The organism is Nocardia colli (assembly GCF_008704205.1).
GTDB lineage: Bacteria > Actinomycetota > Actinomycetes > Mycobacteriales > Mycobacteriaceae > Nocardia > Nocardia colli.
The window spans coordinates 133714-155063 of the sequence record NZ_VXLC01000025.1 but is presented as its reverse complement, the minus strand read 5'-3'; the positions used below and the strand labels follow the sequence as shown (position 1 = coordinate 155063).

Below are 21350 nucleotides of genomic sequence, written 5' to 3'. Positions count from 1 at the left end.
ACAAGCGCGACGCCGTACGGTCGGCGGCTACGCCTAGATGATCAGCTGGTCGGCCCATGCTATGTGACCGCAACGGATTCGGCTGCTCGATCCGATTCCCGAGCCGACGCCGCTACGCTGGGGAAATGTTATGTGTCCCAATAAAAGTGATGCGCATGTGATGTTCTTGTGATTGCCGGCCCCGGCGACTTCGGTGTCGGTTCCTGCGACGACATCGAAAAGCTATCGAGCACTATGATCGACGACTCGTACCGAGGAGGTAACAAGTGACCATCGACGAGTCCGCCGGACCGATAACCCTTTTCGAGGTGCACGACTTGTACGCCCGCACGCTCGGTCCGATGCTGATCGAGGCGTGCGCGCGTTGGGGTGAGCCGGCGCTGGCACAGGAAGCCTTGCGGACGTTGCATACTCGCGCCGCGGCCGGCGATCGGATCGCCGCAACCGATTGGATCGCCGCCCTCGAGCCCGCGTTGCGGCAGATCTATAGGCATGCCTACCCGTATGCCCAGGCGTACGCCGCCGCGGCGACGGACGCGAGTTCCTATGCCGCGGCGCACGGTTACACCGCGGCAGAGGCCAGGCAATTCGGCGACACCTACGCCGAAATGAACACCGCCGCCAATGCCCGCGTCCACGCCGAGGCGAACGCGGCCGCCAATGCCGCGGCAACGGCGGCCGCCTTCGCGACCGGAGACCCGCACGCCTACGCGGCGACCTACCCGTCCGCCCGACTGCGCGCCGCGGTACTGGCCTGTGCCGGAGGCGATGCGGCACGGGCACAATCGATCTGGAATCGGCTAGATACCGAGCTGCCCGACGGCTTCGCGCAGTCGCTCACCCCTTCAGCGGACCACCATTGATCGCCACTCGCTGCCCGTAACGGGTATGCGGGTAGTAGTCGTAGGTCGCATGGTGCTGAACGCATCGGTTGTCCCAGAACACCAGGGTGTTCGGGTACCAGCGGACCCGGCAACTCAGCAGCGCCCGATCCGGCACCATCCGGAACAGCATGTCGAGCACCGCCCGGCTCTCGTCGGCGGAGAGCTGCGGGATGGACTCGGTGTAGCCCTGATTCACGTAGAGGACCTTGCGGTCGGTCTCCGGATGCCGCACCACCAGCGGATGTTCGTTGCGCGGGATGACATATCCGGGCGGTGCGACGAAATCCTTCAGCGCGACGTGGCCGTCGTGGATGGCGGTGAGCCCGTCGAGGAACTCCCGCATGGCCGGCGAAAGCATCTCGTAGGCCAGATGCATGTTCGCGAACATGGTGTCGCCGCCGCTGACGGTCTCCGGGACGCGGGTCAGGTAGAGCATCGAGCCGAGCGCGGGCTCGGGGTTGTCGGTGCCGTCGGCATGCCAGCCGTTGCCCGCCACATTCGCCGCCTCGGCGGAGGTGGCGATCTCCAGGATGTACGGATCACCCTCCGGCGGCGGCGGATTCACCGCCCGCAGCTCGCCGAAGTAGCCCGCGAAGCGCTTGTGATCGGTGGCCGAGATGACCTGATCGCGGAAGACCAGCACGTGATGATCGAGGAACGCGGTCTTGACCTCGGTGAGCTGTTCTTCCGACAGCTCTTCGGACAGATCCACGCCGGAGATCTGCGCGCCGATGATCGGGGTGAGCGTCTCGACCTCGATGGTGCGGTAGGTCCGCGGGGCTCTGGTGGTAATGCGTTCGATGGCCTCTAGTTCATAGCGCTGCACAGATTCCTCCTGATTGCGATGGTTGGGTCAGAGTCCGCGGTCGAGCAACTCGCGCAGCACGATCCGGCCCCAGGCGGTATTGCCGTGGATTTCGTCGTCGGCCTGGCACAGCTCGCGGCGTTGGAAACCGCTCGCGTCAGTGATGCGGGCCCGGAGGTCGATCACCTCGACGTCCAGGGCGGTGACCGCGCGGCGGATGGTTTCCTGCGCGGCCAGGAACACCTCTGGATCGGACAGCGGCGGCACCCGCTGCGGCGGCATTACCGCCAGCACCCGCAGGCCGAGCGCCCGGGTGTGCCGGTAGAAGGCGAGCGCGTCGCGGACCATGGCCGTGACGATGGCGTCGAACAGCGCACTGCGCAGGAATCCTGGCTCGAACGCGTTGTCGCTCAATCGATACAACGCCCAGTTCTCCGTGGTGGCGACGAAATGCGCGGCGAAGCCGAACGTCGTCACCAACGGCACGGTCAACTCGCCCAGCGCTGTAATGCCCAACTCGCCGAGGAACTTTCGGTAGTACTGCTCGGCCTCCGGCTTACCGAGGACGACGTCGTCGGCGCGGGGTGCGAAGAAGTCGTCGGTGAACTCGCGCCCGGCGCCGATCGGCCCGCCCCGGAACGGGATTCGGGCCGCCTCGGCGGCCTTGCCGATCGGTCCGGCATGGGAATCCCCGAGCAGCAGGAACCTAGCGCGGGGCGTAGTAGTCGAGGACGGCGTCGTCACAGACATCTCCTCCCGTCAGTTGTGCGCCGGTGCGAGCGAGCTGCGGTTCCACGGTCTGGCCGGCGAGGGCGGACAGCAGATGGCCCATGACGAAGTCGACGCCCTCCGGTGTCACCTCACGCAGATTCGGCCCGTAGAACATGCTGCGGAAGGGCGGGCTGGTGATCAGTTCGTAGGAGGGGAAGTAGTCGATGTCGTGGTTTTCCCGCGCTACCTGCCCGGCGACCGCGCGCAGCAGGGATTTGGTGTCGGCGTTGGCGACGAGCACGTGCTGGCCGGTCGCGGTGGCGGTGATCGGTTGCGGGGACACGGTGAGCAGTACCCGCAGCCCCGGATTGGCCGTGCGGGCCAGCGCGATCGCCTCGGTCAGGTCGGTGTAGACCTCGGTAAAGGTGTTGTTGCGGAAGATATGTCGCTGCGGATCGAAGCTGCCGCGCACGGTACCCGGACAGGCGGGGTAGGTGGTGTCGTGGACACTGTCGCGCCAGGTCTCGGTCAGCCCCAGGGTGATGATGAAGCAACTGGCCGCCGTGACCGCGTCGCGGATCGCCGCCAGGGTGACCGCCCTCGCGTCGAGCATTTCCTGCGCCGAGGCGTATCCGTCCGGTTGGACGGCGGGCCGGTACGGATCGTAGAACCGGCCGTCGGCCTGCCAGACATCCCTGGGCGGCGCCGAATACCCGAACGCCCAGGACAGCCACTGCCGCAGCACGGCAGCGGTGTAGATAGTGCCGGTGCGGAAGGAGAATTCGCCGTAGTGGCCGCTTCGGCGCTGCTCGGTGGTCAGTCCCGCGGGGGCGGGTTCGGCATCGAACCAATGCATTCCGTGCTCGATCAGGGCCCGCCCGAGCCGGGCCGCGAAACAGGAGCCTGCGGTGATGATCGGATCATCTTGGCCGAGCGCGAATTTCGGCGACCACACCCCCGTGATGGCGGATATGTCGGGCTCGGCGACGGCCGGACGCCAGAATGCGCGCACCGGCAGCGACTGATAGGGATTTCCGGTTGTCTCGGTCATCGAAGCCTCGCCGTCGTCGAACCTGGTGCTGGACGGCCATGCTAGCCACCGAATCCGAACTCCGTGCGTTAGTTGATAATTGGAAACTGCTCTATAACAGGGCAATAACCCTGTCTTACAACGTCACTGATTTTTATGTGATGCCCGAATGATTTTCGGCGTGAGAGCATCCAGGACACGGCCATCGCCGGCCGCCGGCGGGCGATTGACCATGCCCGAATTGGGCTCGGCTGGAAAGAGTTTGGTGGATCGTATGAACTTGGAGCAGGCCCCACTCGCCTTCGGACAGCAGCGACTGTGGATCCACACGGAGCACGGCCAGGCCAGCGTGGCCTATAACGAGGCGGCGGCGTTCGAGCTGCGCGGGGCGGTGGATCACGAGGCCCTCGGCCGCGCCTTCGACGCGCTGGCCGCGCGCCATGCCGCGTTGCGCACCCGCCTGGTTCCGAGCGATGCGGCGGTGCACCAGGTGATCGATCCGCCCGAGACCGGCTTCGCCCTGGAGATCGTGGATCTGACCGAATCTCCGGATGCCGCAGCACGTCTGGCCGAGCTGCGCCTGCACAACGCCGGCGCACCGTTCGATCCGGTATACGGTCCGCTCGCCCGGGCCCACCTGGCCGTACTGGCCCCGGATCGCCGAGTACTGCTGATCACGGTGCACCACATCGTCTACGACGGCACGTCCAGGACGATTCTGCTGCGCGACCTCGGCGTGCTGTACGCCGCGGCGCTGAGCGGCGTCGAAGCCGACCTGCCGCCGCTACCGCAGCAATACGCGGATCATGCCCGGTGGCAGCGGCAATGGCTGGACGGCGACGAGCCCGCCGTCCAATCCGCCTACTGGGCGCGGACTCTCGCCGGTTCCCCGCCGTTGCTCGAGTTGCCGACCGACCGGCCGCGACCGCCCGAACAGGACCATCGGGGTGACCGGGTGCGGTTCGCGCTCGACGAGCGCCTCGCCGCCGGCCTGCGCGCGCTGGCCCACGCGCACGGCACCACCCTGTACACGACCGTGCTAACCGGATGGTCGGTGTTGCTGTCCCGGCTGAGCGGCCAGACCGACCTGGTCATCGGGGTGCCGACGGCCAACCGCGGCCGTGGGCAGCTGGCGGAAGCGATCGGGTTCTTCGTCAACACCGTCGCGGTGCGGGTCACCCTCTCCGAATCACCTGATACAACAACGCTTCTCGGCCAGGTGCATCGCACGCTACGGGGTGCGCTCAAACACGCCGACCTGCCGTTCGAGCAGGTGGTGGAGCTGATCAATCCACCCCGCAGTCCGGCGCACACGCCGCTGTTCCAGACCGCGTGCGCGCAGTTCCCCCCGCTGCGCGGGCGGCTGCAACTGCCCGGCGTCGACGTCGAACCGCTCGACATCGACGACGCCCCGGTCAAATTCGATCTGGCGCTCGGACTGGTGGACGAGGACGGCAGTCTCGGCATCGAGCTGGAATACGCCACGGCGCTGTTCGAACGGACGACGATCGAACGCTACGGCCGCTATCTGCTGCGCGCACTGGAGCAGATGGTCGAGCACCCCGGCCGTGCGGTCGCGGACCTGGCCCTGCTCGATCCGGACGAGCGGCGAACTGTGCTGGGGCAGTGGAGCATCGGCGAGCCGACGACCCCGTTCGCGCCCGGTGGCGTCATCCGCCGGTTCGAGGAGCAGGCGCGGGAACGGCCGGAGCAGCTCGCGCTCGTGTGCGGACCGGAGCAGCTCGATTACGCCACGCTGCGGCGGCGGGTGCACCGGCTCGCGCACGCCCTGATCGCCCGCGGCGTCGGCCGCGAGCAGGTGGTCGGCCTGCACGTGCGCCGCTCGTCGGCGCTGGTGGTCGGCATGCTCGCCATCTTCGAGACGGGCGCGGCGTACCTGCCGCTGGATCCCGCCCAGCCGGAGGACCGGCTGTCTGCGATGGTCGCCGACGCCGGACCGGCCCTGGTGCTCAGCGACGTCGAGAGCCGGCCACCGTGGTGGCTGGACGTGACCGCGGTCGAACAGGAGTCCGATCGCGACGACTTCCCCGGCGTCGAGGTCGCGGCGGCGAACCTGGCCTACGTCGTGTACACCTCGGGGTCCACGGGCCGGCCGAAAGGTATCGCGGTGCCGCACCGCGGCCTGGTCAACCTGCTCGACCAGTGGTTGCAGCGGTTCGGCGCGCTGCCCGGTGTACCGGCGTCGGCCTGGTCGAGCATCGGCTTCGACGCCTCGTTGCAGGAGATGCTGCTGCCCTTGACCACCGGCGGGATTCTGCACGTGGTGCCCGAGCAGTTGCGGGGCGATCCGGCGGAGCTGCTCGATTGGCTGCGGATGCACAGCGTCGAACAGGCCTTTCTGCCCCCTGCCTTCGTTCGATGGATCGATGAGGACCCGCATCAGCGGTTGGCCGGATCTGCATTGCGGCAGGTGAAGTCCGGGGTCGAGGCGCTCTCGGAGATCGCGCTGGCGCGGTTGCGGCAGGTGTTGCCCGGACTGCGGGTGCTCTACGGCTACGGGGCGACCGAGACCACGGTCTACAGCTCGGCGCACATCGATCCCGAACCGCGGCAACGGCCGTGCCCGATCGGTCGTCCGCTGCCGGGCACCCGCATGTATGTGTTCGATCAGCGACTGCGACCGGTGCCCGCCGGGGTGGTGGGCGAGGTGTACGTCGCCGGGGCCGGGGTGACCCGGGGCTACCTCAACCGGCCCGATCTCACCGCCGAACGGTTCGTCGCCGATCCGACGGTGGTCGGCGAGCGCATGTATCGCACCGGGGATCTGGCCCGCTGGCGGCACGACGGCACCGGCGAATTCGTCGGCCGCAGTGACGATCAGGTCAAGGTCCGCGGTTTCCGGATCGAGCCGCGGGAGGTCGAGGCGGCGCTGCTCGCGGTGTCGGGCGGACGCGAGGCGATGATGCTGCTCGATCGCGCGCCGAACGGTGAGCCGCGTCTGGTCGCCGCCGTCGCCGGGACCGCAGCGGGCCGTTCTTCGCACGACTGGCGGACCGCTCTGTCGAATCTGTTGCCGGACTACATGATTCCCGCGGTTGTCGCCGAGATCGATCCGTTTCCGTTGAACCGCAGCGGAAAACTGGATCGTCCGGCGCTGCTGGAGCGGATCCGTGCCGAACACGCGGCGCGGGTGAATACCAGCAGCCCGCGCGAGCACGTGGAGATGGCGCTGTATCGGATCTGGCGACGGGTGCTGGTCCACCCCACGATCGGGATCACCGACAACTTCTTCGACGTCGGCGGCACCTCCATCTCGGCCATCCGGGTGGCCGACGCCATCGCCGCGGAGTTCGGCCGGCCGGTACCGGTGCCGGACCTCATGCGGTATCCGACGATCGAGGCGTTCGCTGCCCATCTGCGCGCGGACGTCGACCTCGCGCCGGACAGCACCGTCATCGAGCTGCGCACGGGCACCGGGCCGCAGCGGGTGGTGTGCGTGCATCCGGCCGGCGGCACCGCGTTCTGCTATCTGCCGCTGGCCGCGGCGCTTCCGGAGACGATGACCGTGCAGGGGATGCAGTCGCCCGGGATCGATCCAGGACAGACGCCGCTGCCCAGCGTGGAGGCGATGGCCGAGCGATACCTGAAGCTGATCGATCCGGATCCCGCGGAGTCGGTGGTGCTGTGTGGTCTGTCCTACGGCGGACTGGTGGCCTACGAGATGGGCCGCCAGCTGACCGCGCGCGGGCATGCCCAGGTGAGTGTGGTGTTGCTCGACACGAACGGTACTGCCGATCCCGCGGCGATCGAACCCGTTGGGGCAGCGGAGTTCCGGGAGAAGCTGGTCCGGTTCAACGGCATGTACCCGGGCATCGACGATGCGCAGATCGAGCGGTACCTGCAGATCTACAACCACAATCGGATGACCGGGTGCAACTACCGGCCGCCGCTGTCGGCGGCGCGGGTGGTCTTCATGCAAGCGGTGACCGGACCCGCCGATACGCCGGAATATGCCGCGGCGGCGGACTTCTGGCGCGAGCGGGCCGCGGGCGGCCTGTCGGTGGTGCCGGTGGAGTGCGGTCACTGGGAGATGCTGGAAGGCGATCAGCTGCCCCGGGTGGCCGAGCTCATTGTTGCTGAGCTGGCTGAGCTTTCGGCCTCCGCGATGGAGTCGTGATGGGTGCCGAACCGGCGGCGGCGAGCCTGGCCGCCGCTGTGCACGTTCAGGCTCAGCGCACGCCCGACGCGGTCGCGCTGTGCGACGGCGAACGTCGGCTGGAGTACTCGACTGTCGACGCGCTCGGCGCAACGGCCGCGCTGGCGTTGGCCGACAGGGGTATTCGGCCCGGCGATGCGGTCGCGGTGGCGCTGCCGCGTGGGTGGCAGCTGATCTGCGTCATGCTCGGTCTACTGCGACTGGGTGCTCAGGTGGTGCCGCTGGATCGGCAGAGCCCGCCGGATCGCCGCCGCCACATTCTCCGGGACTCGGGTGCGGTGGCGGTCGTGCACGAGGACGGGGTGGCACTCGCGGAATCGCTGCTGTCGCTCCAGGTCTCGACGCTGCTGGCCGGCGATCGGGTAGTCGCCGGATCGCCGGGTCCACCGGCCTCGGCGTCATTTCTCTTCTACACCTCGGGCACGACCGGACTGCCCAAGGGCGTCGAGGTGCGCGACGCGGGAATCCTGCGGTTGGCTCGGCCCGGATACCTTCCGATCGCGCCGGGCAGACGCTATGCGTGCCTGTCGAATCCGGCGTTCGACGCGCTGAGCTTCGAGGTCTGGGTGCCCCTGGTGACCGGCGGGTGCTGCGTGATCATCGATGATGTCACCGCGCAGACGCCGGACCGGCTGGCCGCCACCTTGCGTCGCGAACGCATCGACACCGTCTTCACGACGACGGCCCTGTTCAACGCGATGGTTGACGCGGTCCCCGACTGTTTCGCGACGGTCGATCAGGTGCTGGTCGGAGGGGAGCAACTCAACGTCACCCTGATGCGCCGGTGGTATCGGGACAACGCCGACGCGACCACCCAGCTGCACAATGTGTACGGGCCAACGGAGACAACGACTTTCGCGCTCTGCTATCCGATTCCGCGGGAGTACTCGGCGGATCGGGTGCCGATCGGGCGACCGCTGCCGGACACCGGGGCGCTGGTGGTCGTGCCGGACACGGAACGGACGGCCGTCGTGGGCGAGGTCGGCGAGCTGTATCTGTCCGGCGCGGGTGTCGCGGTGGGATACCGCAACCTGCCCGAGGAAACCGACAGGCGTTTCGTGCGGTTGCCATGGCACGACGGCGGTCGCGAACGGTTCTATCGCACCGGCGATCTGGTGTCCCGCAATGCGGACGGGGACATCGAATACGTCGGGCGCGTCGACCGGCAGGTGAAGGTGCGTGGCTTCCGGATCGAGCCCGGCGAGGTGGAGCGACAGCTCATCGCGCACCCGGGAATCCGGCACGCGTTCGCGTGCACCCGGCGCACCGACGAGCACGGGCCGGTGGAGTTGCTCGCCTACCTGGTGACCGAGCCGGAGCTGGCGTTCGCCGCCGTGGATCGGCATCTGGCGGCCACCGTGCCGACCTACATGCGACCGCATCGTCTCTACCGGGTCGACGCTCTGCCGTTGACCGCCAATGGCAAGGTCGACCAGGCCGCGTTGCTGAGCCGTGCGGATCAGCCGTGGCGGGCGGACACCGTGGCAGCGGAGGTCGCTCCGCGGCACCGGGTGGTGCTGGATGTGATCGGGCAGGTGCTGGGTCTGGCGGATCCGCGGCCGGGGGATCGGTGGATCGCCTGTGGCGGTGATTCGCTGGCGGCGTTGCGGTTTCGGCACCTGGTCCAGCGGCGCTGGGGTTGCGATATTCCGCAGGGGCTGGTGTTGCAGGCGGACTTCGCGGAGCTGGCCGCGGCCGTCGACACGGCGCGCGGCAATTCGTCCTATGCGGCGCTGCCGATTCCCGCCGAGGCAGGCGCGGCGCCGGCCACCAGCGAACAGCAGCGAATGTGGTTGTTGCAGCAGCGATCACCGCGGTCGCGGGCCTACAACGTGCCGCTGGTGTTCCAGGTGGACGGTGCGCTGGATGCCGAGGCGCTGCGCAATTCCCTGCGTGCACTGGTGGTTCGGCACCCGGCGATGCGGACCGGGTTCACGGCCGCGCCCGAAGGGTTGCGGCAAGTGGTCGGCGACCCGTATGACCCGTGGGTGGAGCCGGATGCCGGGGCGTCGCGCGACGAGCACACGCGACAGGACTTCGCCGATCGATTCTTCGGTGTCGCTTTCGATCTCGCGCGGCCGCGCATGCTGGCGGCGTGCTGGCTCGCGCACGACGGTGGCGGCACGCTGCTGCTGCGGTTGCATCACATCGCGGTCGACGGCTGGTCGCTCGGTGTGCTGTTCGCCGACCTGTCGGCCGGCTATGCGGGCGGGCTATCCGAAACCCGCGGCACCGCACCGACTCCGCTCGACTTCGCGGTCTGGCAGCGAGAATGGTTCGCCGCCGAGGTATATCGGGCGCAACGGAGCGAATTAGCCCGCTACTACGCGAATGTGGAGCCGGCCAACGATCCGCTGCGACCGGCGCGGGAGCAGACTGTCTCCACCGCACGGCTGCTGCACACCTCGCTCGACACCGATCGCCACGGCCGGGTGGACCGGTTGTGCGCCGATCTGGGGCTCACGCGTTTTCAGGTGTTGCTCGGCGTCTTCGCGTGGAGCCTGTACGCGGTGACCGGGCGGACCAGGTTGCGGATCGCCGCGCCCGTGGCCAATCGGGCACTGTCGGAATTCGAGACCAGCGTAGGGATGTTCGCCAACACGGTGCTGCTTCCGTTGACCGTCCGGCCGAGCGCCGAGGCGAGCGAAGAGCTGCGGCGGCTGGGTGAGTGCGTCCGGGAGGTGCTGGACCGGCAGGACGTGGCATTGGCCGACGTTCTCGCCGATACCGAATTCGCCAGTGGCAGTGCGCCGTTCGACACGCTGCTCGTCTTGGAGAACACCGATTTCGGGGCGCTGAGCTTGCCCGGCTGTACGGCCCGCCCGCAGTGGGTCGCCGCGCCCGAGGCCAAATGCCCGCTGACGCTGTCGGTGGTCGAGCGCGCCGACGGCATGGACCTGCTGTGGGAGTACGCCGAGGATCATTTCGACGAGGCCGAGGTGACGGCGCTGGCCGGGCTGTTCGAGCGCGGTCTGGACGTGGTGCTCGATCACGGCACGGAAAAGCCGTCCGACCTCGCTGCGTCTTACCGCAGCGCATTGCCGGAGAGCGGGCGCGGTGCGTCGGTGCCGCTGTCGTTCACCACGGTGGCCGAGGGATTCGCCCGGCAGGTCGCGCTGACTCCGGACGCGCCGGCACTGAGCGTCGGCGGGCGCACGGTGAGCTACGCCGAGCTCGACGCCTTCGCGGCCGGCCTGGCCGGTGAAATCTCGTTAAGCCGAGCACTTTCGGCAGGCGAGGACGGGCTCCGCTGTGTCGCGCTGTTCTTCGAGCCGTCGATCGAACATGTGGTGTCCTTGCTGGCCTTGGCTCGCCTGCACCTGACCGCGCTACCGCTGGATCCCGCCTATCCGCCCGCGCTCCTGCACCAGATGCTCGAGCAGGCTCAACCGTTGTGCGTACTGCTGTCGCCGAACTCGGTCGAGGCCTGGGACGCCATCGACAACGGAGTCGTCGCCCGCCACCCGGTCACGCTGTCCTCGGATACCGAGCCGAGTGACGAATTGCGCAGCGGTGCAACCGAAAATGTGGCAAGCGGCGAGTGGCCGCTCTACCTACTGTTCACCTCCGGCTCTACGGGGACGCCGAAAGGCGTGCAGGTACCCGATCGCACGCTGTGCAATCTGCTTCGGTGGCAGTCGGATTCGGGGCAACTGGGTGCCGCGGCGGTGACGCAGCAGTTCTCCGCGCTGTCGTTCGACGTGTCGTTCCAAGAGATCTTCTCGACGCTGTGCGGTGGGGGATGTCTGCACCTGACGCAGCCGCAGTGGCGACACGACATGCCCGCCTTGCTGGATCAGCTGAATTCGGCCGGTGCCGAGCGAATCTTCTTGCCTTACGTGGCATTACAGCTGCTGGCCGAGCACGGCGTCCAGTCCGGCCGGTATCCGGCGCGGCTGCGCGAGGTGATTACTGCGGGCGAGCAATTGGTATCCACCGACGCGATTCGGCGCTGGTTCGCGGGGATGCCGGGGGCGCGGCTGTTCAATCACTACGGGCCGACGGAAACGCACGTGGTGAGCACGTTGTCCCTGGACTCGGATCCGATGCGGTGGCCGGAACGGCCGTCGGTCGGGCGACCGATCGACAACGCGGTGCTGCGGGTGGTGGACGAGGCCGGTCTGGTGGTGCCGCCGGGGGCGGTGGGGGAGCTGCTGATCGGTGGTTCGATGGCGACTCGGTGCTATCTGGGTGATTCCGGCGCGGACAGGTTAGTCGAGGTGGCCGGAGTCGGGTTGTGCTATCGCAGCGGTGATCGAGCATTCTTCGATCGAGAAGGCCTGCTGCACTTCGTCGGTCGGGAAGACGAGCAGATCAAGGTGAGCGGGCATCGAGTCGAGTTGGGGCAGCTCGAGGTGGCGCTGCTGCGCTATCCCGGGGTCGTGCAGGCCGTGGTGGTGCGTGACGGTGGTGCCCTGGTGGCCTGCCTGCAGTGTCGCGGTGCGGTACCGGAAGTGCCCGAGCTGACGGCACATTTGGCGCGGTTGCTGCCCGGTCCGGTCAGCATCGATCGGTTCAGGGTGGTGGCGGAGCTGCCGCGGACGCCGAGCGGCAAGCTGGATCGGCGGGCGGCGGCGAGCGCCCCCGGCGAGGACTTGATCCGGACCGTTGCGCCAACCCTGTGGTCGGCGCGCGAAGCGGAGCTGGCGGCGGCGTTCGAGGCGTCGACCGGTGTGCCGATCGGGCCGGAGCAGACGTATTTCGGTGCGGGCGCAACAAGTTTGGCGTTGATGCGTTTTCATCTGCATTGCAGTGCCGCGCTGGGTCTCCGGTTCACCGTTGCTGATCTGTTCGAGCATGTCACCATCGGTGCGCTGGCGCGGTTCGTGGACGGGGCGAATGTGCCTGCCGCGCAGGGGCCGCGAGAGGCGGCCGCGGTAGACGAACCGATCGCCGTCGTCGGCATGGCGGTCCGGCTCCCCGGTGCGGACGATGTGGCAGCGTTCTGGGACATGGTGCAGAGCGCCGGGCGGGGTATCGAATTCTTCGACGCCCCAACCGGTGTGGTGGGCGCGCGCAGTCAAATGGCGGGTCTCCTGGCCTTCGACCCAGCGCATTTCGGCATCAACCGGCGCGATGCCGCGGTGATGGACCCACAACAGCGTCACCTGCTGATGAATTGCGTACAGGCACTGGCGCATGCGGGCATCGCCGACCCGTCCGATCGGCTCGTGGGTCTGATCGCCGGGTGCGGGGAGAACACCTACTTCCAGACCCTGCTGCGCGAGGCCGATCCGGCGCTGCTGCCCGACGAGTTCCAGCTCGCGCAGCACCACGACAAGGACTTCCTCGCCACCAAGGTGGCCTACCATCTCGGGCTGACCGGTCCGGTGTTCACCGCGCAGGCGGCGTGCGCGAGTTCGCTTGTCGCCGTGCACCTTGCGGCCGGGATGCTGCGCAACGGCGAGGCGGAGGTGATGCTCGCCGGCGGGGTGCTGGTCGATCCGACGCTCGCGGACGGGTATCGATACCGCCCGCAGCACATCTTCTCGCCCGACGGGCATTGCCGTCCGTTCAGCGACGATGCCGGCGGCACGATCGGTGGGAGCGGGGTGGGTGTGGTGGTGCTGGAGCGGCTGTCCGTGGCGCGCCGCAACGGCCACACCGTGTACGGCGTGATCACCGGGTCCGCCGTCAACAACGACGGCTCGGCGAAGCTCGGGTACAGCGCTCCGGGGCTGGCCGGGCAGCGGGCGGTGATTCGGACCGCGTTGCGCCGCAGCGGTCGTCGTGGTGACGAGGTCGCCTACGTCGAGGCGCACGGTACGGGTACCCGGCTCGGTGATCCGGTGGAGGTCGGGGCGCTGCGGCAGGCGTTGGACTCGGCCGAATCGGGTGGGTGTGCGCTGTCGTCGGTCAAGAGTCAGCTGGGCCATCTCGGCGCGGCGGCCGGGGTGATCGGGCTGATCCGCGCCGCCCTTGCGCTGCACCATGAATTGATCCCGCCGACAGTGGATTTCCGGGCGCCCAACCCGCAGCTAGTCGACGACCTCGAGCCGTTCTACGTGCCTACTGAGGCGCGACCGTGGCCGGTGAACCGGCCGCGGGTGGCGGCGGTCAGCAGTTTCGGTATCGGTGGTGTCAATGCGCATGTCGTGCTCGAGGCCGGTCCGGATACTGGTTCCGCGCCGGAGTCTGTTGCCTGCCTGATGCTTTCGAGCAGTAGTGAAGTCGCGCTGCGGGCCGATGCGGCGCGGGTCGCCGAGTATCTGGCGGAGTACCCGCAGGCTTACGCGCAGGTGCTGCGCCACTTGCAGGCAGGTCGGCCCGATCGACGGTGGCGGATGGCCGTGGTCTGCACCGATGCGGCCGATGCCGTGCGGTGGTTGCGGGCGGGCGAGGTGGTCGCCGTGGAGACGGTCGCCGACCCGGTATCCGCTACTTCGGCGCCGGGTGAGCTGGTGGAGGCCTGGTTGTCCGGTCGGTCCATCGCGTGGCCGAGCGGACCGGCGCAGTCACCGTGGAACTTTCCGCCGCCGGCTTTCGATCTCGCCGAGTTCGACTTCCCGCGCGCGAAACCGGCAGTGCAGCAGCCGCAATCGGTCGCCGAGACCGGACCGCGACGGCTGCCGAAAGCCGACTGGCTGCATCAGCCGCACTGGGTGCGGCTGCGTCGCGCCGGTGCTCCGGCGGCATCGCCACGGAATCGACTGCTGGTCTTGATGACTGACGGTCCATCCGACCCCGCATTGGTGGCGGCATTCGGGCGGGCGCACCTCCGCGTCGTCCAGGTCGTCGCCCGAGACAGTTACCGGCACGCGGGAGAAGACGTGTTCGACGTCGACCCCGCAGATTCGGGATCGCTTCGGCAGCTGCTCGACGTGCTCGCCGATATCGATTGCGACGGGATCGACTGGGTGCACGCGCTGCCCTTGGGCGTCGACGGACCAGTCGGACCGGCCAGTGTCGAACGAGCGAACTGGGCGTGTGTCGATACCCCCGCCGCGTTGCTCCGTGCGGTGGCGGATCACCGGGTCGCGCAACGTGTTCGCGTGTGGTGGTTGTCGGCGGCGGCACGCCCGGTGGATGGGGCGGTGCTACGGCCGGAGCCGAATCTCCTTGCCGGGGTGTGCGAGGTGGGGACGCAGGAGACCGGTGTGCCCGGGTCCTGGATCGATCTGCCCGGGACGGCTCCGAGCGAATGGGCCGCGGCGCTTGCGGAATTGACGAGCGGATTCGACAGTGATGCCGAGGTGCCGAAGGATCTCGCTCTGCGGCAGGGATATTGGTGGCAGCAGCTGGTGTCGCCCGTCTCCGTGGATACGGGAGACGTCGTTACTGTCGCGGGCGGCACGTATCTGATTCTCGGCGGGACCGGCGGCATCGGCGCGAGTGTGGCGGACTGGTTGCTGGACAACGGCGCGGGCCGGGTCGCACTGCTGGCCAGGCACGCACACCTCCCAGAAGTGTTGGCGCCCTGGGCCGATCGGGTCGAGACCATCGATGCGGATCTGGCCGAGACCGATCTCGACGTGCTCGTGCGGCGCATCGGCGATCGGCTGGACCGGCTCGACGGCATCGTGCATGCGGCCGGCGTGGCGGCCGGCGGGCTGATCGCGCGCCGAGATCCCGACACGGCGCGGCAGGGGATCGCAGCAAAGCTGCGGGGAGCTCTGCTGATGGAGCGCCTGATCCAGCAGCACCGGCCCACCCTCGCCGTGTACTGCTCGTCCATGGCGGCCCGGTTCGGCGGAATCGGCCAGCTCGACTACGCCGCCGCGAACGCGCTGCTGGACGGTTTCGCCGGATACCGGAGCGGAGCAGACGACACCACGCTGCGGGTGAGCATCGGCTGGGATGTGTGGCGAGAAACCGGAATGGCGGTGCGGGCCTTGCCGACAGACGCCCGGCATCGGGCGCACCTGGCCGTCGGCCTCACCGATCACGAGGGGCAACGGGTGTTCGCGCGCGCCCTCGGCGTGCAACTGCCGCAACTGCTGGTCTGTACCACCGATCTCGACGAGGCCCGCTCCTTCTATGCCGCTCCCGCAGCAGCCACGACACCGGCGGGCGGTGGTGTGGTGGTCGAATCGGCGGAACGGCTGCTACGTGCGGAGCTGTGCGACGCGCTGGGCCTGGACGATCTCGATCCGCACGCATCGCTCTACGACCTGGGCGCCGACTCGCTCACCATGCTCGATCTGCTGGACACGATCAAACAGCATTTCAACGTCGAGCTGGACCTGGCTCGGCTGAGCCACCGGGTGAGTCTGGACGAGGTCCTGTCCCGGCTCGCCGAAGCGGCGGGGACGGCCGGTCCGGAGGACGTCGTGCTCGACGTCTGGCAGGAGGGGACCGGATCGGACGTGGTGTGCCTGGTGCATCCGGTGGGCGGTGACATTCAGGCTTATCGGGCGCTCGTCTCCGCGTTGGCGCCGCACCTCACGGTGTGCCTCATCGCCGACCCGGCGCTGCGGCAGGCCACCGCGCCGACCTGGACGCTGACCGAGCGCGCACACCACTATTACGTCGCCCTGCGGACCCGTTTCCCGGCTGAGGAATGGCGATGGCAATTGGCCGGCTGGTCCTTCGGGGCCTGGGTGGCGATCGGGATGGCCGCCGAAGCCGAGGCCGCGGGGCGGCCTGCGCAAGGGCTGCATCTGATCGATCCGCCACCTCCGGGAGCGAGCGCTGTGGTGCGCGCGTACGACCAGGCGCGACTCGATGACGTTTTCGCTCAGGAGCTGGACCACGCAGGTGCCGCGGCGGCAACCGCCTACGCCGAACGGCTGGCCCGATGCTGTCGCGCCAACCTGAACAGCATGGTCGAACACAGGCTTCCGCACCTGGCGCACACCCCGAGCGAACTTTGGCTCGCCGAACAGGCGGGTGTCGACGGGCCGAGTTCAGCTGCGCAGCAGCAGGATTGGCCCACGCACTTGGGGCCGAAGACTCAGTGGCATCGACTGGACACCACGCATTACGGAATCGTGCGACCACCCCACACCTCACTGATCGCCGAAACGATCAACGAGGCGCCCGAACGATAGGAGTCGCGAAACACTTAGCGCCGCAAGGTGATCGGGGCATTGACGAGTTCGGCCGCAGTGGGATTCCCCGCTGCGTCGTAGAAGGACCAGATACTGGTGAAGGTTGCCGGGCCCGGCTGGAAGGAGAAGTAGCTCCCGGCCGGAAAGTGGATGGTGTAGGGGTGCGCGGCGCCGTCGCAGGTGCCCGGGATCGTGGTCGACGGTGAGCCGACGTTGTCGCTCTGCTGGTCCAATACCGAGTCGCCCAAGAGGATGTTGCTCGGACCGCCGCTACAGCGGTAGGTTCCGATGACGTCCACGGTGCCGTCGGCGTTGAGATGCTGATTGTCTTCGACGGTGAGAACCTGAGGTGTGGCCAGTGCCGGTCCCGCGAGCACCGTGGAGCCGGCGAGTGCTGCCGCTGTGGCGACGGCCAGTCGGATGCTCCGGATTCTGGGCATGGCAAACCGGCGAGATTCGATCATCACGTGACTCCTGTTGTGCAGGAAAGAATTCGAGTGAATGGTGAGTTAAGCGTATGCGGGGGATTCCCGCGCACCAATCCCCAGAAAGTACGGTCCTGCCCCAAGCGGGTTCACCGGCGGGTGGTGGTCGCCTCGATCAATTCGTAGGCCAGGTCGAGGTGGATGCCGTCGGGGTTGGTCAATCCTTTATCTGCGTACCAGGATTCGTCGGCCTCGGGGTGGGGGCCGCTGACTCCGACTCGGCCCTTGCCGTAGGGGGCGACGACGACGGCTGCCATTCCGTTGGGGTAGGTCGCGAGCACGGTGGCGTCGGCGCCGTTGTCCAGGAGGAAGGCTGGGCCGTCTTGGAAGTACATGTGCCGCGGCTTGCCTTGCCAGGTCACGGCGACGACGGTGTCGCGATCGTCGGGGACCGTGGCGCCGGGGGAGCCGGCGTATCCGTCGGTGTCGCCGGGGAGCAGGTCGAAGCCGGGGTCGCGGCCGGCCAGGTAGCCGCCGAAGCACAAGCCGAGGTAGCTGCCGCCGTTGCGGACCCAGTCGCGGATCAGGTCGGCGGAGTCGCGCAGGGTCCGCCAGGTTCCGTCGAGGTCGGCGCCGCCGCCGGGCTGGACGTAGAGCTGCGCTTCGGCCAGCGCGGCTGCGGTCAGCGGCGTTCCGGTGCCGGGGCCGACGTATTCGACCTCGAACGGGTGCGGGGCGTGCCGCAGCACGTCGGCGATCGCGGGCGCACAGCCGGGGCAGCCCTGCGGACCGTTATAGATCAGCGCGAGTCGCCTTGGGGCGCTTTGCTTGTCGGCATCGGACTCGCCGCAGCCGGCCGCCAGCAACGCGGCGGCCGGGAGCACGCCGAGGAGTAACCGGCGTCGGTCTACAACGGTCGAGCGCATATCGCCGCTCGGTTTCGTGCCGGACATAGTTCTCCTGTCTGTCCCCGGCCGGGCCTGCGCCGGTGGGAGATTCCCCGCAACGGTATGCGGCGTCGATCCACTCGGATCTCCACCACGGTCCCATCGCGAGTCGCGAAAACGCTTCGGCGGCGACGCAGTCCCGCCGGTCAGCGGGGGCAGTCCCGCCGACCGGCGGGGTCGGGTTACGCAGTTGGTCTGCGCGATTCGATACAGGTGCTAGATGGTCAGCCGCGCGGCGTCGCTGTCGCTGACGGTGACTGCCAGCGATGCCGGGCGTAGTTCCACGGTGTGCGGAGCCGGATCGACCAGATCGAGCAGCCGCGGCAGATAGTCGACCAGGACGCCGCTGTTATGTGCTTCCAGGTCGGCTTCGGCGGCGTATTTCTCGATCACGGTGACGCGCAAGGGATCCGTGCCGGGTTCGACGTAGAAGGCATAACGCTGCAAGCCGGGTTCGCTGTGCAGCACCGGGGGGATCAGTTCGGCGAGCAGCGCGAGCAATTCGGCGCCGCGCTCCGGTTTGGCCTGGAGACTGGCGATGACGACGATTTCGGACACTGGGGACTCCTTCTGCTGGTGTTTACGGTCATCCGCCGAGCACCGGCAGGCGCAGGGCGGACCGGGTGGCTGGGCCGTAATGCACGGTGTGCTGTGCGGTGACGGCCTCGTCGAGCGTGCCGAACTCGGGAATGGTGCGGGTGTGCAGATTTCGGCTGAAGCGCGGGAAGCTGAATCCGGCGATCTGCACGCGAATCCGGTGGCCGACGCGGAATCGATGGGCGACGTCGTTGAGGGTGACGGTCACGCGGCCGGGTTCGCCGGCATCGAGCCAATCGGTGTCGCCGCCGTTGCGGTACCGGGCACGCTGGGCCCCGTCGGCGACGTTGCGGGCGAAACCGTCGGGTTCGACGTCGACCAAGGTGACGCAGACGTCGGCGTCCGGGGCGGTGCTGCTGAGGAAGGTGCGCAGTTCCGGTTGTCCGGCGATGGTCAGGTCCTCGGTCAGCGGATCGCTGGTATAGACGAGCAGATCGGCGCGCCCGTCGACGGCCCGCTGGTCCTGGATGCCTTGCGGCGTCGTCGCGGGGTCGCCTTCGACCGTGATCGCACCGCCGTGGGTGGGGAACGGGTCGTGCGGGTCGGCGGTGAACGTGTCGGAGCCGATCTTTGAATCATGTTCCGCGCCTGGGGAAATGAGTGTTCCGTCGCCGGTAGCGGTGCGAGCGTCGCCGCCGGAGCCGAGGACCCATTCCGCGACCGTCGTCGCGGGCGGCCAGGCGGGTGCGTGCGCCCAGGTGTCCGAGCCGCCGACGAAGTAGGTGACCCGGCCCGGTCCGGACAGGTATCGGTCGGCGGTGGGGTAAGCCGAGCCGTCGCCGCCGCGCAGGTGGCGGTCGAAGAAGCCGGCGAGCACCGGATTCCAGGTGGGCACCCCGGCGGTGGCGTCGGCGGGTACGCGCGCGCCGACCTGCCCCGGCGGGGAGTACGCGCCGAAGTGGTTCCACGGTCCGGCGACGAGCTGGGCGTTGTCGTTCCCGGCCAGCCGGGTGGCAAGCCGGAACTGGGTGGGACTTGTGAAATCCAGGTAGCCGGTGACCTGCAAGAACGGGATGGTGACGCGTTCGGGCTCGGTGAGCAGGGTGGGCCGGTCCCAGAACGGGTCGTGGGGCGAGCGCAGCCAGTCGGCCCAGAACGGCGCGACCCGTTCGTCGTCGAGCGGGCTGATGCCGGTCAGGGGCAGGCGGCTCAGGGTGGCGTGCGGGTCGGCGAAGGCTTCGCCGATCAGCTTTCGAACATGTTCCCGCTCAGTAGAATTCAGTGATGTGTGGTCGAGACCTTCGCGGCTCAGGACGAGGCCGTAGGTGGTGAGGAAGCCGAGCTCGAACACGCCGCCGGGTCGGGCGGTGTGGCGCATGTCGGCCGTGGCGACCATGGCGACCGCGGCTTTGAGGTGTGGATTTCGGGCAGCGACCGCCTGTAAGACGGCCATTCCGAGATAGGACGAGCCGTAGCTGCCGACGTTGCCGTCGCTCCAGGATTGTGTTGCGGCCCAGTCGATTGCGTCGGAGGAGTCGTTGTATTCCTGGGTGATGAAGTCGAACTCGCCGCCTGAGTCGAACCGGCCGCGGGTGTCCTGGACGAGTACCGCGAACCCCTGCCGGGCGAGCCACAACGGGTCGGCGACGATCCCGGAAACTCGGTAGGAGTCCTTGCGGTCGTAGGGGGTTCGGTGCAGCAGGACCGGCCAGCGGCCGTCGTCGGCGGGTCGGTAGAGGTCGCCGGTGAGGGTTACGCCGTCCCGCGTGGTCATCTGGATGCCCGCGTCGATGCGAGGTTGGTACATGGTGGATCTCCTGGGGAAGTCGATCGTGAACCGGATTGTCGCGTCGAATCCAGCTGCGCGACTGGATGATTCGGATCAGACGAGCAGGACCCGGCGCCCGCGGGTGTGTCCGGCCTGGCTGTCCGCGTGGGCCGCCGCCGCTTCGGCGAGTGAATAGGACTGGGCGACCGGGATGTGCAGCTTCTCGCGGGTGATGAGGTCGACGGCTTCGGCGAGGGCCGCGGGCATGTTGCCGCCCACGCCGGCGAAGCGGATGCCGAGCATCGGCGCCTCCAGGTCGGCGATGGTGATCACCTTGTCCGGGTCGCCGGTCAGGTCGAGGAGGCCGCGGAGCACGCCCGCGCCGTTCAGGTCCAGCGCCGCGTCGACCTGGCCGAGCGCACGGACCCGCTCGACCCAGCCCGGGCCATAGGTGGTGGCGCGGGCGCCGAGGCTGCGCACGTAGTCCTGGTTCGCGGGCCCGGCGGTGCCGATCACCGCGATGCCCCGGTCGCGGGCGATCTGCAATACCGCCGAGCCGACACCGCCGGCCGCGCCGCTGACCAGCAGCGTCTGCCCGGGTCGAACGCCGACCAGCCGGATGATCCGCAGCGCGGTCTCGACCACCGACGGGTAGCCGGCCGCTTCGGCGAAGCTCAACCCGTCGGGCAGGCGGGTCCAGGAGGAGAGGACGGCGAACTCGGCGTAGGTGCTCGAACCGCGGCCGAGCACGGAGTCGCCTATCGCGATGCCGGTGACCCCGATGCCGACCTCGTCCACCACTCCGGACGCGTCCTGTCCGACGCCCGCGGGCAATGGGATCGGGTTTATCCGCTGGAACTGGCCCTCGCGCACCCGCCAATCGTGTGGATTCACTCCCGCCGCACGCACGGCGATTCGTATCTGACCAGGGCCCGGGTGGGGCTCGGCCACGTCAACCAGTTCCAGGACATCCGGGCCGCCGTACTCGGCGAAGCGCACTGCTTTCATGCCTCGAACATAACGCTAACCGTTAGTGTTTTGCAACGGTTAGTTATTTGGATCAGGTGCTGATTGAT

The 21350-nt window shown here is 68.4% G+C and carries 11 protein-coding genes; 3 read left to right on the top strand and 8 right to left on the bottom strand.

The genetic code is table 11. The features are described from left to right. The first annotated feature begins 266 nt into the window (after window positions 1–266). Complete coding sequence (locus tag F3087_RS37280; RefSeq protein ID WP_150406832.1) at window positions 267–863, top strand: SpcZ; 597 nt, start codon at window positions 267–269, stop codon at window positions 861–863. Here F3087_RS37280 and F3087_RS37275 read toward each other — a convergent pair. Genes F3087_RS37275 through F3087_RS37265 form a run of 3 tightly spaced genes read right to left on the bottom strand, consistent with a single transcriptional unit; the run spans window position 838 to window position 3451 of the window. After that, entirely contained in the window at window positions 838–1710 is an 873-nt protein-coding gene (locus tag F3087_RS37275; RefSeq protein WP_150406831.1) for a TauD/TfdA dioxygenase family protein, read from the bottom strand. The genes F3087_RS37280 and F3087_RS37275 overlap by 26 nt on opposite strands. A gap of 27 nt (window positions 1711–1737) precedes the next feature. Beyond that, complete coding sequence (locus F3087_RS37270) at window positions 1738–2433, bottom strand: hypothetical protein (protein WP_191094333.1); 696 nt, start codon at window positions 2431–2433, stop codon at window positions 1738–1740. After that, window positions 2396–3451 carry a GSCFA domain-containing protein gene (locus F3087_RS37265; RefSeq protein ID WP_150406830.1) on the bottom strand — a complete coding sequence of 352 codons (1056 nt, stop codon included), beginning with the start codon at window positions 3449–3451 and terminating at the stop codon, window positions 2396–2398. Before F3087_RS37265 ends, F3087_RS37270 begins: the two co-directional genes overlap by 38 nt. 253 nt (window positions 3452–3704) lie before the next feature. Between F3087_RS37265 and F3087_RS37260 the strand changes: the two genes are divergently transcribed. Together F3087_RS37260 and F3087_RS37255 are read left to right on the top strand one after the other, a co-directional pair. Next, entirely contained in the window at window positions 3705–7568 is a 3864-nt protein-coding gene (locus tag F3087_RS37260) for a non-ribosomal peptide synthetase (RefSeq protein WP_150406829.1), read from the top strand. Beyond that, window positions 7568–16597, top strand: coding sequence for a non-ribosomal peptide synthetase (locus F3087_RS37255; RefSeq protein WP_150406828.1), 9030 nt, complete (start codon window positions 7568–7570; stop codon window positions 16595–16597). The genes F3087_RS37260 and F3087_RS37255 overlap by 1 nt, the downstream gene beginning before the upstream one ends. 14 nt (window positions 16598–16611) lie before the next feature. On the opposite strand, the gene F3087_RS37250 is transcribed toward F3087_RS37255, so the two are convergent. From F3087_RS37250 to F3087_RS37230, 5 genes are all read right to left on the bottom strand, one after another. Further along, the gene (locus F3087_RS37250) at window positions 16612–17061 is read right to left on the bottom strand and encodes a DUF6299 family protein (RefSeq protein WP_150406827.1); all 450 of its coding nucleotides are present in this window, start codon (window positions 17059–17061) and stop codon (window positions 16612–16614) included. Between the two features lie 110 nt (window positions 17062–17171). Continuing rightward, entirely contained in the window at window positions 17172–17975 is an 804-nt protein-coding gene (locus F3087_RS37245) for a BPL-N domain-containing protein (RefSeq protein WP_223885640.1), read from the bottom strand. Between the two features lie 210 nt (window positions 17976–18185). Then, window positions 18186–18527 carry a putative quinol monooxygenase gene (locus tag F3087_RS37240; RefSeq protein WP_191094332.1) on the bottom strand — a complete coding sequence of 114 codons (342 nt, stop codon included), beginning with the start codon at window positions 18525–18527 and terminating at the stop codon, window positions 18186–18188. Between the two features lie 28 nt (window positions 18528–18555). Continuing rightward, complete coding sequence (locus F3087_RS37235; protein WP_150406825.1) at window positions 18556–20313, bottom strand: CocE/NonD family hydrolase; 1758 nt, start codon at window positions 20311–20313, stop codon at window positions 18556–18558. Between the two features lie 75 nt (window positions 20314–20388). Beyond that, complete coding sequence (locus tag F3087_RS37230; RefSeq protein WP_150406824.1) at window positions 20389–21282, bottom strand: NADP-dependent oxidoreductase; 894 nt, start codon at window positions 21280–21282, stop codon at window positions 20389–20391. Window positions 21283–21350: the final 68 nt, after the last annotated feature.